Source organism: Halobacillus locisalis (assembly GCF_013694105.1).
Taxonomy (GTDB): domain Bacteria; phylum Bacillota; class Bacilli; order Bacillales; family Halobacillaceae; genus Halobacillus; species Halobacillus locisalis.
This window is the reverse complement of record NZ_JACEFG010000001.1, coordinates 506,486-521,771: the sequence shown is the minus strand read 5'-3', so window position 1 is coordinate 521,771 and position 15,286 is coordinate 506,486. Positions and strand designations below refer to the sequence as shown.

The 15,286-nt window shown below is 43.1% G+C and carries 18 protein-coding genes; 1 reads left to right on the top strand and 17 read right to left on the bottom strand.

Annotated features, from left to right (window positions below):
- Positions 1–11: 11 nt before the first annotated feature.
- From spoVAC to H0266_RS02680, 16 genes are all read right to left on the bottom strand, one after another.
- Positions 12–467, bottom strand: coding sequence for a stage V sporulation protein AC (gene spoVAC, locus H0266_RS02755; RefSeq protein WP_181470847.1), 456 nt, complete (start codon positions 465–467; stop codon positions 12–14).
- 43 nt (positions 468–510) lie between these two features.
- Positions 511–921, bottom strand: a complete 411-nt coding sequence (locus tag H0266_RS02750) for a stage V sporulation protein AB (protein WP_281374204.1) — start codon at positions 919–921, stop codon at positions 511–513.
- Complete coding sequence (locus tag H0266_RS02745; protein WP_181470845.1) at positions 908–1,525, bottom strand: stage V sporulation protein AA; 618 nt, start codon at positions 1,523–1,525, stop codon at positions 908–910. The genes H0266_RS02750 and H0266_RS02745 overlap by 14 nt, the downstream gene beginning before the upstream one ends.
- 103 nt (positions 1,526–1,628) lie before the next feature.
- Positions 1,629–2,375 (bottom strand): RNA polymerase sporulation sigma factor SigF, encoded by a 747-nt coding sequence (sigF, locus tag H0266_RS02740; protein WP_181470844.1) that lies wholly within the window; start codon positions 2,373–2,375, stop codon positions 1,629–1,631.
- Between the two features lie 9 nt (positions 2,376–2,384).
- The gene (spoIIAB, locus tag H0266_RS02735; RefSeq protein WP_181470843.1) at positions 2,385–2,825 is read right to left on the bottom strand and encodes an anti-sigma F factor; all 441 of its coding nucleotides are present in this window, start codon (positions 2,823–2,825) and stop codon (positions 2,385–2,387) included.
- Complete coding sequence (gene spoIIAA, locus H0266_RS02730; protein ID WP_181470842.1) at positions 2,822–3,175, bottom strand: anti-sigma F factor antagonist; 354 nt, start codon at positions 3,173–3,175, stop codon at positions 2,822–2,824. The genes spoIIAB and spoIIAA overlap by 4 nt, the downstream gene beginning before the upstream one ends.
- Positions 3,176–3,268: 93 nt before the next feature.
- Entirely contained in the window at positions 3,269–4,438 is a 1,170-nt protein-coding gene (locus H0266_RS02725) for a D-alanyl-D-alanine carboxypeptidase family protein (protein ID WP_181470841.1), read from the bottom strand.
- Positions 4,439–4,785: 347 nt separating this feature from the next.
- Positions 4,786–6,087, bottom strand: a complete 1,302-nt coding sequence (locus H0266_RS02720) for a pyrimidine-nucleoside phosphorylase (protein WP_181470840.1) — start codon at positions 6,085–6,087, stop codon at positions 4,786–4,788.
- Between the two features lie 119 nt (positions 6,088–6,206).
- On the bottom strand, positions 6,207–7,028 hold the full coding sequence (locus tag H0266_RS02715; protein WP_181470839.1) for a purine-nucleoside phosphorylase: 822 nt from the start codon (positions 7,026–7,028) through the stop codon (positions 6,207–6,209).
- 11 nt (positions 7,029–7,039) lie between these two features.
- Positions 7,040–8,218 (bottom strand): phosphopentomutase, encoded by a 1,179-nt coding sequence (gene deoB, locus H0266_RS02710; protein ID WP_181470838.1) that lies wholly within the window; start codon positions 8,216–8,218, stop codon positions 7,040–7,042.
- A gap of 98 nt (positions 8,219–8,316) precedes the next feature.
- Positions 8,317–9,204, bottom strand: a complete 888-nt coding sequence (gene xerD / locus H0266_RS02705) for a site-specific tyrosine recombinase XerD (RefSeq protein WP_181470837.1) — start codon at positions 9,202–9,204, stop codon at positions 8,317–8,319.
- Between the two features lie 7 nt (positions 9,205–9,211).
- The gene (locus tag H0266_RS02700; protein ID WP_181470836.1) at positions 9,212–9,430 is read right to left on the bottom strand and encodes a DUF4227 family protein; all 219 of its coding nucleotides are present in this window, start codon (positions 9,428–9,430) and stop codon (positions 9,212–9,214) included.
- A 194-nt stretch (positions 9,431–9,624) separates the two neighbouring features.
- Entirely contained in the window at positions 9,625–10,098 is a 474-nt protein-coding gene (fur, locus tag H0266_RS02695; protein WP_181470835.1) for a ferric iron uptake transcriptional regulator, read from the bottom strand.
- A 126-nt stretch (positions 10,099–10,224) separates the two neighbouring features.
- Positions 10,225–10,863 (bottom strand): stage II sporulation protein M, encoded by a 639-nt coding sequence (spoIIM, locus tag H0266_RS02690; RefSeq protein WP_181470834.1) that lies wholly within the window; start codon positions 10,861–10,863, stop codon positions 10,225–10,227.
- A gap of 249 nt (positions 10,864–11,112) precedes the next feature.
- Positions 11,113–12,276 (bottom strand): endonuclease Q family protein, encoded by a 1,164-nt coding sequence (locus H0266_RS02685; RefSeq protein ID WP_181470833.1) that lies wholly within the window; start codon positions 12,274–12,276, stop codon positions 11,113–11,115.
- A complete protein-coding gene (locus H0266_RS02680; RefSeq protein ID WP_181470832.1) occupies positions 12,273–12,818 on the bottom strand; it encodes an NUDIX hydrolase in 546 nt (181 codons plus the stop codon). Before H0266_RS02680 ends, H0266_RS02685 begins: the two co-directional genes overlap by 4 nt.
- Positions 12,819–12,919: 101 nt before the next feature.
- Here H0266_RS02680 and H0266_RS02675 point away from each other — a divergent pair, with 101 nt between their 5' ends.
- Positions 12,920–13,840: an aldo/keto reductase gene (locus H0266_RS02675; protein ID WP_181470831.1), complete on the top strand. Its 921-nt coding sequence runs from the start codon at positions 12,920–12,922 to the stop codon at positions 13,838–13,840.
- Positions 13,841–13,893: 53 nt separating this feature from the next.
- Here H0266_RS02675 and H0266_RS02670 read toward each other — a convergent pair whose 3' ends face one another.
- Complete coding sequence (locus H0266_RS02670; protein ID WP_181470830.1) at positions 13,894–14,931, bottom strand: dipeptidase; 1,038 nt, start codon at positions 14,929–14,931, stop codon at positions 13,894–13,896.
- Positions 14,932–15,286 lie beyond the last annotated feature (355 nt).

Genomic DNA, 15,286 nt, shown 5'->3' with positions numbered 1-15,286 from the left:
GATGATTCCTCCTAGAAAATAAGCTGCCAAACATAGCGTATAATCCCTAATACGTACGCGGATACAACGCCGAAAACAATCACCGATCCGGCTAGCTTAAACAGGTTCGATGCTACACCCAGCACATACCCTTCGCTTTTATATTCAAGAGCAGCAGAAGTGACAGAATTGGCGAAACCTGTAACGGGAACCGCAGACCCGGCGCCAGCAAATTGGCCGAGTTTGTCATAGAACCCAAATCCTGTCGCAAGTGCAGCTAGTAAGATCAAAGTGGCAACCGTCGGATTTCCGGCTTCTTCTTCACTAAAATCGAACCAGTGGATATACATCTCTGTTAGAAGTTCACCGAATACGCAGATCAGCCCCCCGATAATAAATGCTTTTACACAGTTCATTACATAAGGAGGTTTGGGTTGATACTTCTTGCTCGTCTGTTCAAAGTTTTTTTCGTTCATTTTTTCATCCATAGCCTTTTCCTCCTGTTGATTGTTGTGTTACCCCGTTGTTCAATCACCGCCAGAAGAGCACCCATTGAAAGAGCGATCCTGCAATCTTGCCTAAGACCAGCGCCATGACTAACGGAATTAAAAAGCCATCAATCCCTACGCGCTTGAACAATAGAGGAAACACATTCAGTACTTCTGTCAAAGCGGCCGCAAGCATACCTATAAAAATACCGTGAAGTAGGCCCCATACAACTAACCCGACAATTGTTATTTCGATACTGGTATCTCCAAAGGATAAATAAATTCCACAGAAGACGCCCAGTATAATCGCTGATTCATAAACCCTTAACTTCGATTCGGTGCGGCTCAGCTGCATAAGGCGAGGGACGATACCTAATACGGTCAAAAATGCTACGAAACCAGTCCCTACAGCCAATCCGGATGCTAGACCAATTAATATTTCAATCATCCACATGCTTGTTTTCCGCCTTGTTTTCATTTATAGCGACATAGTGATCCAAATCTTCTTGATATTTGAATATCTCCACTTCCATAGGGCTAGGCTCTTCATTAAATCGCTTTTGAAACCAATGATTGAAAAACAGAATCATTCCAACGCCAAGACCAATCGAATACGGGACCTGTATCCAGAGAGGGTGCTCTGACTCCTCACCGGTCAACATGTAGTGCAGTTTCTGCTGCACTTCTAGCATGCTCACATCAAAGTGGAAGTTCATGATCGCCATCGCAGCGCCGATAAACAACAATAACCAAATCGCAGAAATGATGAGAAGCGACGGTTTTTTTCTCTGTTTTTCCACATGCAAGACGCATTGATTCGGTCCAATCAGCTCAACATCTAAATGTGGGTACTTCTGTATAACCTCATGGATGACAGAGACACCATCGATGATGACGATATTCCGATCCTCTGGACATACTTGATGCAAAATAAGTGAGTTTAGGTTTGGCATATACCTTCTCGGACCTGTTATTTTAGCGATTTGTCCAAGACGTACAGTCGAAAGAGGCGGAACATAAAACGATTGCTTCATTCTGATATACACAGGAGTTGCCATCACGTTGCCCTCCCCTGCAAGTTTTTCATGCACTTATTATGTGTGAGCAAGTAAAATTCATGCGAAATCACATAAAAAAAGCTGAGCTCCTAAGAGCTCAGCTTCAACTTGTATCATTCATCGTTTCTTTCATATCCGCTAAAATCTTCTTCTCAAGTCGAGATACCTGGACTTGTGAAATGCCTAACCGTTCCGCCACTTCCGTTTGTGTTTGGTCTTTGTAATAACGAAGATAAATGATTAGACGTTCTCTTTTGTCCAATTTCTCCATAACATCTCGTAATGTAAGATGATCAAACCACCCATCATCTTTCTCTGCAATTTGATCACCGAGTGTAATAGGATCGCCTTCATTCTCGTATACGGTCTCATGAATCGATTGAGGGGGTCGTCCAACTTCCTCCGCCTGGACGACCTCTTCAGGAGTTAAGTCGAGTGCATCCGCCAACTCATTCACCGTTGGGGAACGGCCATATTCCTTCAGTAACTCTTCTTTCTTCCCACGAATTTTATGATTCAATTCTTTCAAGCTCCGGCTCACCTTCACACTGCCATCATCGCGTATGAATCGTTGAATCTCCCCAATAATCATCGGCACAGCATAGGTGGAAAAACGCACATCGTAGCTGAGGTCGAATTTGTCGATGGACTTCAACAACCCAATGCACCCAATTTGATATAAATCATCTTGATCATACCCGCGTCTTAAATACCGCTGAACGACAGACCAGACGAGTCGGGTATTGTTTTCCACTAAGAAATCCCTCGCACCTTGATCACCGTCTTGACTTTTTTTGATAAGGGCTTTCACATCACGGTCACTGAGCCGTTCTTTTGTTGTATCTCCCATAGATGGACCTCAATTACACAGAGCCTTGGTGGAGGTCAACTGCTTTTTCATATGAACAGTTGTCCCTTCACCAGGCTCTGACGTAATCTCGACATGGTCCATGAAATTCTCCATGATGGTGAATCCCATGCCAGAGCGTTCCCATTCCGGTTTCGAAGTGTACAAAGGTTCACGAGCCATATCTACATTTTCAATCCCGTTGCCTTCATCCTGAATCGTGATTTCAATGGATTCACCATCAATAGAGCATGACAAGCGTACTTTTTGATCTGCTTTCTCTTCGTACCCATGGATGATCGCATTCGTCACAGCTTCTGATACAACCGTCTTAATATCAGTCAACTCCTCCATTGTCGGATTGACTTGACTGATGAAAGACGCAACAGCTACGCGAGCAAGAGACTCGTTCTGACTGATACTCAAGAACTCAATCGTCATCTCGTTTCTCATGAAGCCACCCCCAACATTTCCAAAGCAAAGGTTTCATTATCAACGAGCTTGACGATTTTGAACATCCCTGATAAATCGAATAATCTCCGGACCTCTGGGGAAATCGAGCAAATGACCATTTCACTTCCAGAAGCCTGCACTTCTTTATATCGACCTAGCATTACTCCAAGGCCTGAACTATCCATAAAGGTGAGTTTTTCTAAATTAACGATTACATGTCCGACATCGTTGTTCGCAAGCTCTTGCTGCCACGCTTCTCGAAGTCGGCTCGCCTCATGATGGTCTAGTTCGCCTTCTAATCGAACAAGCAGAACATTTTCTTTAACAATAAAATCTACATGAAGACTCATTAGTTTCCCTCCTCGATCTAAATAAGAGTCACTAAAGTCTTTCGTATTTTATCCTGCCTTTTCCTGCTCGAAAACAATACTAGTGGTTATATGCTAAAACCTTTGAAAGCTCGTCAAATTTCTCCACGCGCGTTGCCACAGGGTACCGAAATGAGCACGATCCACTGTTTCCTTGGATTCTAAACGAACTTTGGCTATTTCTTCTCCGTTATGTGTCACTTTCACCCATCCCATATGAGCACCTTGTTCGATTGGTAAATCAGAGGATTTTGTCACTTCAATACTTGTCTCATATTGACCTTTTTTCTCGTTCTTTTTCTTAAGAATGACGACATCTTTTTCTGGAGAAAGTTCAACCTCTCTCGGTTCACCACGCGTAATGTTAAGCGTTTCTAACGAATCATCCTTGTCATGCAGTTTCACACCCTCATACTGTCCAAACCCATAGTCAAGCAGGCTTGTGACATCCGCATTCCGTTCCTTTGGTGTCTTGGCTCCCATAACAACGGCGATCATATGCAAGTCATCACGTTTTGCAGAAGCGGTCAAACAATACTTCGCTTCTTGAGTAAAGCCTGTTTTCAGGCCATCCATTCCAGGATATGATTTAATCAATTTATTCGTATTGACCAGCCAGAACTCATTCTTCTCGCCTTTCCGTAAATAATCATCGTATATCTTCGTGTACTTGGTCACTTCATCATGTAGCAATAGCTCCCTAGCCATCACAGCCATATCATGCGCTGTGCTGTAGTGATTTTCAGCCGGTAAGCCAGTCGGGTTTTCAAAATGTGTATCAGTTAAACCCAAGTCCTTCGCTTTTTTGTTCATGGCTTTCACAAAAGCCTTCTCTGTGCCTTCAATCCGTTCTGCCATGGCGACACTTGCATCATTTCCAGATGCAACCGCGATCCCTTTCAATAAGTCCTCTACCTTCATTTCCTCTCCTGCCTCGAGGAAGATTTGTGAACCGCCCATTGATGCAGCATGTTCACTTATACGCACCTTCTCATCCAACGTAATCGTTTCTTTTTCAAGCGCCTCCATGATTAATAGCAGGGTCATGATTTTAGTCATACTGGCTGGAGGAAGTTTTTGATCGGCGTCTTTTTCATACAATGTCATTCCGCTATTTTTCTCTAATAAGATGGCCGACTTTGATGAGTCAATGAGTTCGTCTTTCTCTTCACCGAAGACAGTGGTTACGGGGAAGAGAGTCAGAAGCAAACTAGCTATTACAATCGTGCTGATGAAATTTCGCATAGGTAAGACCTCCATTTTGCTGTAAGTGTCCCTATTTTTCCCAAAGGAAAGTCTTCTATGCAAAAATGAGCCATCAATCGTAAAAGCAGTCTTTGTTCCAACTACTATTAGTAATAGGAAGGGGGTGGTGGCTGATTGAATAGACAGAGTAAATGTCCAATAAAATACATCTCATGTCCGAATTAGAGGGGAATGTCTGATTTAGAAGATCGCTTGTCCGAATTGAGCATATGAAAGTCTGATATTGTTGATCAGATGTACGATTCGCTTCGGGAAATTTCCGAATTATGATCAAATTCTGTACGCAACAAAAAAACCCCGAAGCGAGGCGCTTCGGGGTTACAGCATTACTTGATAATATTGTGAATTAACGTCGGTTTTTCAACTTGGTTGTCAGAAATAGAATACGCTTCTTTCACCTTATCAACAGACGCTGTCGGGTTTTCGTCATCACTATGAAGGACAACAAGTGCTTCTCCTGCTTCAACAGGGTCACCGATTTTCTTCTTCAGTGTAATCCCGACACCGTGGTTGATTTCGTCGTCTTTGGTTGCACGACCGGCACCCAGGTACATCGCAGCAATTCCAATTGATTCAGCATCAATAGCTGATACGAAACCACCCTTGTCAGCTGTCACTTCGATATCGTGCTTCGCTTTAGGCAATTTATCTAAATCATCAATCATAGAAACGTCCCCACCTTGCGCTTCAATCAATGTACGCAGAGAGTTGAACGCTTTACCATTTTCGATGTTTGCCTCCAGCGCTTTGTAGGCCTCATCGTAAGACTCAAACACTTCTGCAAGAACTGTCATGTGAGAAGCGATCTCGAGCGACAATGTACGCAAGTCTTCAACATTACTACCTTGAAGGATCTCAGCCGCTTCTCGAATTTCGTTGGCGTTTCCAACTTCATAACCAAGAGGTTGGTTCATGTCGCTGATGACAGCAACCGTGTTTCGCCCCAAGTTATTTCCGATATTGACCATTTCTCTTGCCAAGTTCTCAGAATCCTCTAAAGTCTTCATGAAAGCACCGGATCCTGTTTTGACATCAAGCACGATACTATCTGCACCAGAAGCCAATTTCTTACTCATAATCGAGCCTGCAATCAAAGGAAGAGAGTCAACCGTTCCTGTAACATCACGCAGCGCGTAGAGCTTCTTGTCTGCTGGGGCCAAATTGCCGGTTTGTCCTGCAACGGCAAGCTTATGAGTGTTTACGTTCTCGATGAACTTCTCTTTTGTCATTTCAATTTCCAAGCCTTTTACAGACTCTAGCTTATCGAGTGTACCACCAGTGTGACCAAGGCCACGTCCTGACATTTTAGCAACAGGAACACCAACGGATGCCACAAGTGGTCCTACGATGAACGTGACTTTGTCACCCACACCACCAGTCGAGTGCTTATCCACTTTGTGACCATTGATACCTGAAAGGTCAATGGTTTCTCCCGAATCAACCATAGCTTGAGTCAGTGTGGCTGTTTCCTCAGGCGTCATACCCTGGAAATAAATCGCCATCGTTAACGCAGATGCTTGGTAGTCAGGAATTTCTCCTTTGGTATAACCTTCTACAAAAAATTCTATCTCTTGTTTCGTTAACTGCCCGCCGTCTCTCTTTTTGACGATGATGTCGTACATTCTCATATCTATCACCCTTTACTTTTTAATCCGGATTTAACGCGCAGCACCCTCATAACGTTGACGTGTAAATGGTGGGCAAGCATTCATATCCGATAATTGAATCAAATAACCATTCCTATGTTTTATGCTGGCAAAGTTTTTAGCAACTCTTTAACAAACCCTAAGAAATCTTCACGAACTTGTGTCGTTGTTTCGATGACCTCATCATGTGTCAGAGGCTGGTCAAGGATTCCCGCAGCCATGTTTGAGATACAAGAAATCCCAAGCACTCTCATTCCTGCATGATTCGCTACCATAACCTCAGGAACGGTGGACATTCCAACGGCGTCTCCACCAAGTGTACGGATCATGCGTACTTCGGCTCCTGTTTCATAGGCTGGACCTGTATTTCCAACATAGACTCCCTGTTGTACTTTCAGGTTCAAACGCTCCGCACTGTTTTTGGCGTGCGTGATCAAGTCACGGTCATATGCCTCAGACATGTCAGGGAAACGGGCACCTAGCTTATCATCGTTCGGCCCGATCAATGGACTGTCCCCCATATTGTTAATGTGATCTGTAATGATCATCAAGTTTCCTGGTTCGAAGCTTTCGTTCACTCCACCAGCTGCGTTCGTTACAAATAGGGTCTCAACACCAAGCTCTTTCATGACAAGGACAGGAAATGTAACCTGTTGCATGTCATACCCTTCATAATAATGGAAGCGGCCTTGCATGGCGATAACTTGACGTCCTTCTAATTCTCCAATTACTAATTGACCTTTATGACCGGATACAGTAGATTCCGGAAAGTGAGGAATGTCACCGTAAGCGATCGTCATCGGATTTTCGATCTCTTCTGCTAGTACTCCAAGACCCGATCCGAGGATTAAGCCAACAGTCGGCTCAACCTGAAGTTGATTTTGAATATGATCAGCTGCTTCTTTTACGTGTAATTGATACATGTTCTCCACCCCTATTGAATGTCTTTTAGAAAGCTTTGTCCGTGTTCAGGCATTTTAATCGAAAAGTTCTCAGCAATTGTTGCACCGATATCCGCAAATGTTTGACGCTGTTCCAATTCTGTCCCTTTCTCAATACCATTGTAGTAAACCACAAGCGGTACTAATTCACGTGTATGATCTGTACCGTGGTGAACAGGGTCATTACCATGGTCTGCTGTGATAATCAGTAAGTCGTCATCTTTAAGCTTGTCCAACACTTCAGGAAGGCGCTTATCATAAGCCTCAAGCGCTTCTCCATAGCCTTGTGGGTCACGACGATGACCGTACTTCGCATCGAAGTCGACAAGGTTCAAGAAGTTCAAGCCTTTGAAATCTTGATCCATTGATTCAACCAATTTATCCATACCATCCATGTTGTCATTTGTTCGAATCGCCTCGGTAACCCCTTCTCCATCATAGATATCAGAGATTTTCCCTAATGCGATGACATCAAGGTCTTGATCGGCCATCTCATTCATGACTGTTCGGCCAAACGGCTTCAATGCATAGTCATGACGATTAGACGTACGTTCGAACTCACCAGGCTCACCAATGAATGGACGAGCGATTACACGACCGACCATGTACTTTTCATCACGAGTGATTTCACGGCAAAATTCACAGATTTCAAAAAGTTCTTCTGGTGGAATCACTTCTTCATGTGCAGCGATTTGCATAACAGAATCGGCAGATGTATAAATGATTAGATCTCCGGTTTCCATATGATGCTCACCAAGTTCTTTTATAATTTCAGTTCCGGATGCAGGTTTATTCCCTACGATGTTGCGGCCGGTCTTCTCTTTGATTTGATTCAATAGTTCATCAGGAAATCCATCAGGGAAAGTTCGGAATGGCTGGTCGATATACAGACCCATGATTTCCCAATGACCTGTCATGGTGTCTTTTCCGTTTGAGGCTTCTTTCATTGTCGTATAATGTGCTTTCGGTGCTGATGGTGCTTCGATTCCTTTAATCGAACGGATATTACTTAATCCTAACGATCCCATATGCGGCATGTTCAGACCACCCATATGGTCCGCGATGTGTCCTAGTGTATCCGCTCCTTTATCACCGAACTGTTCAGCATCGGGAGCTTCACCGATCCCTACAGAGTCCATAACTATTAAAAATACTCGGTTAAATGATTTCATTAACGATCCCTCCTATATGTTAACTTCCCATATTCCGCAAATTTTACGCTTAGGCCTTAGTTGTAGGATGTCAGACAACTCAAAAGACAAAAAAGTGCTTACGCTCGGGGATGATACGAGCGATAAACATCTTTTAATCGCGTTTTGCTGACGTGTGTATATATTTGAGTCGTGGATATATCCGCATGACCCAACATTTCTTGAACGGCTCTTAAATCCGCTCCATTCTCTAATAGATGGGTAGCAAAGGAATGACGGAGCGTATGCGGTGTCAACTCTTTTGAAATCCTGACTTCTCGAGCAACCGCTTTCAGAATCTTCCAAAATCCTTGCCGTGACAGCTTGTTGCCATGATGATTCACAAACAATTCGTCCGTCGATTTATGTTTGACTAAAGCTGAACGACCATGATTCAAATAGACTTCAACTGCTTCTTTAGCCATATCCCCTAATGGAATGATCCGTTCTTTCGATCCCTTCCCAAGACATCGAACGAATCCCATCGTCAAGTGCAGGTCACTGACTTTGAGCGACACCAGCTCACTTACACGTAATCCCGTGGCGTAAAGCATCTCTAGCATTGCTTTATTGCGCGCTGATAAAGGATCATTCGCAGATATGCTGAGCAGCTTGTCTACATCCTCTGAAGAAAGAACCTTCGGTAGTTTCCGTTCCTTCTTCGGCGTTTCAATATGAAGACTTGGGTCTTGGTTCGCTACTTTCTCTCGGACGAGAAACTGATGATAGAGACGGATAGACGAAAGGAGTCTGGCGATTGTAGCCGTTGAGCGTCCCCGGTCATTCAATGCATACATGAATTGCATGATATGCGTACGCGTAACCTCATCCCATGTTTGTATATCGGATTCTTTTTGCATAAATGTCTGATACTGCGTCAAATCACGCTTGTACGATTGAATGGTATTCGGAGATAGTCCCCGTTCGACTGTGAGGTAATGGAAAAAATCTTCTAGTGCATCTTTCATCGTCGATCTACTCTCCTAATCGGAAAAATACCGATAAACGATCCATCCAATCGAGTTCAACCGGCTGGTAGACCTTAATTGCCGTCCCTCTGGGTGGGTCGTATCGATGCTGCCTCTCATACTCTTCATGTACCATGCGCAAAGCAAAGTAGAATACACACGTACAAATTGTAAATACAATGATTACTTTTGTTAAGTCTTGTAGATGAGCACGAAGATTACTCACTTGTAGCCTCCCCTTTTACCATGCTTTTGTAAAAGGATATGCCCAAAACAGGTCTAACTATACATAAAACCTGTTGTCTACGTTTAACCTACACGATTTTTTTTGGTTTGTAAATCATTTTCATCATTTTTTGCAAGCGCTCTATGTAGACGAAAAATAAAAGCCACTATGGTGTACATAGCAGCTGTTCATTCCTATGAGTTGGATTCATTCGCAGAAGCCGCTACAGCTTGGGTCTGGCAGACACGGCATACTCCATGGAAGGTTAAACGATGGTCTTTTACTTGAAATCCCCACTGGCCTTCCACAATTTTTTCGACATCACCCAGCAAATCTTCTTCGATTTCTTCTACTGATCCACACTCGATGCAGACCAGATGGTGGTGGAAGTGTTCTGCGCCTTCTTTGCGAAGGTCATAGCGGGAAACACCATCCCCGAAGTTTATCTTGTCTACAACTTTTAGTTCAGATAGTAATTCTAATGTACGGTAAACAGTAGCTAATCCTATTTCAGGCGCTTTCTCTTTTACGAGGAGGTACACATCTTCAGCGCTCAAATGATCCGTTTCATTTTCTAAGAGCACACGTACAGTGGCTTCTCGTTGTGGTGTTAACTTATAACTCTGAGAATGGAGTTGTTTCTTAATTCGATCAATACGATGTTCCATCGGTTCGTCCCCTCCCTCGCAATTCCACTTACATTATAAGCAGAGACAAAACGAGTGTCAAATTATAATCATTATAATCTATCATCTAAAAATGATTATTATCTGAAAATGATTATCATCAATTTGCTATTCATATATCCATCTTAACACATATTCTAAAATCGTATTAGAGAAAAATACTTCTACGGCTGATGATACTGTTAAAATCAAAAGAAGAAGACCAAACAGGATGCTATATCGAACCAGTCCCTGCAAAATAGGTTGGTGGACACGCTTGATGAACAATTGTTTGCACAGCGTCAACGAAAAAATAAGGGCGAGAGACCCTGCAATCAAATAGACGGGAATAATGATGATGTTTTGAGGCGCGATGGAAGCCGATGAAATCAGTAGCCCGTACCACCCCATTTGGTTGACGAGAAACCCGACCGAAAATCCGACAACAAGCCCCTTTATGAAAAGCAATACGGTTATGATCGGCATCCCGATCACTGAAATACCCAATAAAAACAAGAGAAGCATGTATTTCATATGATAAAGTACGCTATCTTTAAAAAGCGTGGCCTTCCCCACTCCACCCGTATTGATGGATTGTTCAAAGAACTGTTTTAAGTAAAAGAACAAATCCTGTTTTTGTACAAAATTCATACTGTTCACGATCACTGCCCCGAAGACCATTCCCATAATAAAAAGAACGAAAATGAACACAAAGATGTTCATGTGGCTCTGGATATCCCGTTTTGCAATTCTTACGCCTTGCTGCATCGAAGTCCACCCTTTCTCTTAAACGTCTACCATCAATCTATGAAGCAAACACCAAAAGTAGACCCAATAATCGAAATCTACTTCTGTTTATTCTTCATGGTCATCTATAAGGAAACATACAAAAAGCCTGACATTTCCCTGCCAGGCTGAGTGTACTATCATCCATGATGGTTCTAGCATCTCGAATCGTTTACTAGAAAAGAAATCGGAATCATCTTCATTTGAACCGGGAAGGGTCCTATCCTATATCTACGCTTTTATTTTCCCGTATTTCCCACCCCCACCTGCTTCGACTGATAATTCCCCTCTTCGCATTTGGAGGAGGAACATAAGCGTTTTTTCGGGCAAGACCTTCCGTAAATCACACTCCGGAACTTCATGAATGACCATCATCTCTGACTCGAATGTCTCCAATAGTCGTTCATACGTTCGATGTCCAATCCCCGGAATAGCTGATAAGAGCACTTGATGAACGTAGGGTGGACGCAAACGATTTTGCGTTGACCCTTCATGTAATTCACGAATACGATCAAATACGCCGTTGATGATCTTTTTGGATCCACAGAATGAGCATGGTTCTTTCGTCGTCACAGCTTCATGAAGACATTTGGCACAAACCGTCTTGTGATACTTTCCCATTCGAGGGTCTAGACCATAATTTTTGATCAGCTTTCTTCCTTTATCTTCTTGAAGAGCTAAACGCAATTCTTCGAAACTGGCTCTTTCCAACTTAAGTTGCTGGTACTCACGAGCAAGATTTCCAAGAGAATGGGCATCTGAGTTCGTTACATAAGTGAAAGGCTGCAGTTCAAGTAGTTGATCCGCCATCATGGTATCGGCGCTCAATCCTAGTTCCACAGCATCAATTTGATCAGGATCGAGCACTTCTTTCAATGAGTGTTGTACACCTTTGCCATACAAACTTTTAAACGGGGTGAACATGTGAGCGGGGATAAACAAGCCTCCATGCTCCCTTACGTATTGCTGAAGCTCTCTTCCAGTTCCGTAAAAACGCTGAGTGCTGAGGTTGATATTTTTCATTTTCCTAGACAACCAAGTGCTGAATGCTCTCATATCATCTAAGTATGGAAAATAACATAGAACATGAAGGGGACCGCTGCAACTGGCGTCATAAATTTCGATTTCTGACCCTAGTATCAGGACGGTGTGCTCAAATTGAATGCCACCACCTTCAAGCTCCTTCGCTTTACCCTCTTCAATCAATGATGCTATTTCATCTTGAACGGAAGGGGCTTGGGCATCGACTACCCCTACCATCCCCAACCCTTTTCTGCGACTTGCTTCCTTCACGATATTTGTAACGGTCAATGATCTGGCCCCCGTAATTTTGACGGGGCGATCATTCCAGTCACGACCTACATGAATATGTAAATCTGCGAAAAGGGACTTCACTTCGCACCTCGTAGTTTCCAATAGAGGAGTGCATATGCTGTTTTCGCATCATGAATCCTTTCGTCCTTCTCCATCTGTTCAGCTTCTTCTAATGTAAGTTCCAACAATTCTACAAACTCATCCTCATCACCAGCCGGTCCCTCTTCTAACTTCTTCAATTGATCCGTGAAGTATAGGTGTACGATCTCATCAGCAAAGCCCGGAGATGTGTAGAACGATGTTACTTTTTCGAGATGATCTGACGTATATCCCGTCTCCTCTTCTAGTTCTCGCAGTGCACAGGATTCAGGAGATTCATTTGGTTCTAGTTTACCTGCTGGAATCTCGACCATGCTTTTTTCCATAGGTTTTCGATATTGTTCTACTAACACAAGTTTACCTTCATCTGTCAGTGCAATGACAGCCACTGCCCCTGGATGCTTGATTAACTCTCGTTTAGATGTATTCCCGTCGGGTAAAGTAACACTATCGATATCAAGCTGAACAATTTTACCTGTATAGATGGTTTCAGTATGGTAGGTTTTCTCTTCAAATTTTTTCATTTATTCGCATCCTTCCTTTATTTATGTAACGCTATTTTACCATAGGAGTGGATGAATACAGGAATGATTCGGTATGCTTATCAAGAAGAAAGGGTGATCATATGAAGAAGCGACAACTAGGAAATTCAGATTTATACGTATCAGAAATCAGCTTAGGATGCATGTCACTAGGAACAGATAAAGAGGATGCAAAATCGATGATAGACCGTGCACTGGATGCCGGCATCAATTACTTAGACACGGCGGACCTCTATGACTTTGGTAAGAATGAACAAATTGTAGGAGAAGCGATCCAAGGGCGGAGGGAAGATTTGGTGATTGGGACTAAGGTCGGCAATAACTTCACGCCTGGTGAGGAAAGTTGGACGTGGGACCCATCAAAAGAACATATCAAAAGCGGTGTCAAAGACAGCCTTCACCGGTTAGGTACGGATTACATCGACTTATATCAATTGCATGGCGGTACCATAGAGGACCCTATCGATAAATCGATCGAAGCTTTCGAAGAATTAAAATCAGAAGGCTACATTCGAGAATACGGCATATCGTCGATTCGACCAAATGTCATTCGCGAATACGTAGACCGCTCGAACATCGTCAGTGTCATGAGCCAGTACAATGCGCTGGATCGTAGGCCAGAAGAAGAAGTGCTCGACCTTTTACATGACCACAATATCAGCCTACTTGCCCGTGGGCCGCTTGCGAAGGGCATGCTTTCTTCTAAAGGAAGTGGTGTAGCCAGACAAAAAGCAGACAACGGTTTCCTTTCTTACAGTCATGAAGAAATGCTTGATTTGACTAAGAAATGGCAGGAGTTCAGCAGCGAAGAACGAACACCTACAGCATTAGCCCTACAATATGTACTTCATCACCCTGCTGTTGCATCTGCCGTATTTGGTGCAAGTTCTCTTGAACAAATAGAGGACAACTTGACATTTCTGAACTCCACTGAATTAACAGAACAAACTTACAATCGCATTCAGTCGCTGACTAGAGCTGTTACCTACGATAAACACCGTTAACCTTATGATTATGATGCAAAACGCCTCCTCATTAAATGAGGAGGCGTTTGTATTTACTTCCAAGTAGACTGTAATACACGAATCCAGTTGCGGTATGTAATTTTACTTATATCCTCTTCTGATAGTCCTTCTTGACGTAATTGCTCGAGTAGCAGCGGAACCCCCGTGATATCCTTCATCGCTTCAGGAATCGTTGCGCCATCAAAATCAGAACCTAATACCACATGGTCAATTCCAATCCGGTCAATGACGTAATGGATGTGCTTAGTGATCGATGTGAGTGGTATATCGGCATCAATTCCCCCATCTTCCCTTAGCATATTGACGACATACGTAATGCCTACCACACCGTTTGAATTTCCGATTGCATCGATTTGTTGGTCCGTCAGATTACGAGAGATCGGACATAGCGAATGGACGTTTGAATGGGTCGCTACGAGCGGAGCGCTCGAGTATTTGGCCACATCCCAAAACCCTTTTTCATTCAAATGAGACAAATCTAACATGATTCCTAACTCATTGCATTTCTTTACGAGAGCTTTACCAAGGTCTGTGAGTCCTTCCCCAATATCAGGGGAAGAAGGGAAGTGATAAGGAACTCCTGTACCGAATAGATTCTGTCTGCTCCATACTATTCCCAGTGAACGGAGGCCTGCTTCATAATAGACGTCCAGCGCATTGAGTTCAGCATCAATGGACTCTGCCCCTTCTATATGTGCAATGGCACCGAATTGATCGGTATGCAAGCAATCTTCTAGGTCTTCAACCGATCGAATGAGCTTCACACCGCCATCCGATTCTCGCTCTGCCTTTATTAGCCGTGAGAATAAGCGGTGAGTCGTTGGCTGACTGCTTTCGATCGGGAGCGGATCTGGTAGTGGGAATTCATAGCCATTATCCGTTTTACACTCTTCAAAAGGCGGCATGCCTTCAGGGCTCGGGCTGAACATGGCAAAAAATCCAGCCTTCATCATCGACTTTTTGGCTCTCGGAAGATCGATGTGTGTGTGTTCATTTCCTTTTAATAACTCTGTTGTATCCTCTACACGCAAAATCGTGTCGTTATGACCATCTATGAATGAATAACTCATCGAATGACTCCCCTTTCGGTTTCTTTTACACACTATATTCATCTTATCATTTATTAAGTGTATCATCGGAAAGTTCTTAGTTATATAAAATTCAAAAATGAATGAATAAACCATAATCTCAAAAAAATGTAGAATGAACGTTAAAATTTTTTCGACAAAAGAGGACAATTACTTAGGTATTCCCCCTTCTAATTTAGAGTTATTCTATTCTATTCGACAAAGTAAGACTCAAAGATCACGTGTTATGCATATGAAGGCGAATCCTGTTGATGAATTCATGTTTACCTTTCAAGAAAAGACGGTATATGCTATGTAAGAACAGAAATACTTCGTCCGTTCGTCATGGCCTGTACAT

Excerpts from the sequence above, each read along its gene's own strand:
- H0266_RS02680 (WP_181470832.1), bottom strand. The coding sequence starts at position 12,818 with ATGAAAAAATTTGAAGAGAAAACCTACCATACTGAAACCATCTATACA.
- spoIIAB (WP_181470843.1), bottom strand. The coding sequence starts at position 2,825 with ATGAGAAACGAGATGACGATTGAGTTCTTGAGTATCAGTCAGAACGAG.
- H0266_RS02715 (WP_181470839.1), bottom strand. The coding sequence starts at position 7,028 with ATGTATCAATTACACGTAAAAGAAGCAGCTGATCATATTCAAAATCAA.
- H0266_RS02670 (WP_181470830.1), bottom strand. The coding sequence starts at position 14,931 with ATGAGTTATTCATTCATAGATGGTCATAACGACACGATTTTGCGTGTA.
- H0266_RS02725 (WP_181470841.1), bottom strand. The coding sequence starts at position 4,438 with ATGCGAAATTTCATCAGCACGATTGTAATAGCTAGTTTGCTTCTGACT.
- sigF (WP_181470844.1), bottom strand. The coding sequence starts at position 2,375 with ATGGGAGATACAACAAAAGAACGGCTCAGTGACCGTGATGTGAAAGCC.
- deoB (WP_181470838.1), bottom strand. The coding sequence starts at position 8,218 with ATGAAATCATTTAACCGAGTATTTTTAATAGTTATGGACTCTGTAGGG.
- fur (WP_181470835.1), bottom strand. The coding sequence starts at position 10,098 with ATGGAACATCGTATTGATCGAATTAAGAAACAACTCCATTCTCAGAGT.
- xerD (WP_181470837.1), bottom strand. The coding sequence starts at position 9,204 with ATGAAAGATGCACTAGAAGATTTTTTCCATTACCTCACAGTCGAACGG.
- H0266_RS02750 (WP_281374204.1), bottom strand. The coding sequence starts at position 921 with ATGTGGATGATTGAAATATTAATTGGTCTAGCATCCGGATTGGCTGTA.
- spoVAC (WP_181470847.1), bottom strand. The coding sequence starts at position 467 with ATGGATGAAAAAATGAACGAAAAAAACTTTGAACAGACGAGCAAGAAG.
- spoIIM (WP_181470834.1), bottom strand. The coding sequence starts at position 10,863 with ATGCAGCAAGGCGTAAGAATTGCAAAACGGGATATCCAGAGCCACATG.
- H0266_RS02675 (WP_181470831.1), top strand. The coding sequence starts at position 12,920 with ATGAAGAAGCGACAACTAGGAAATTCAGATTTATACGTATCAGAAATC.
- spoIIAA (WP_181470842.1), bottom strand. The coding sequence starts at position 3,175 with ATGAGTCTTCATGTAGATTTTATTGTTAAAGAAAATGTTCTGCTTGTT.
- H0266_RS02745 (WP_181470845.1), bottom strand. The coding sequence starts at position 1,525 with ATGGCAACTCCTGTGTATATCAGAATGAAGCAATCGTTTTATGTTCCG.
- H0266_RS02720 (WP_181470840.1), bottom strand. The coding sequence starts at position 6,087 with ATGAGAATGTACGACATCATCGTCAAAAAGAGAGACGGCGGGCAGTTA.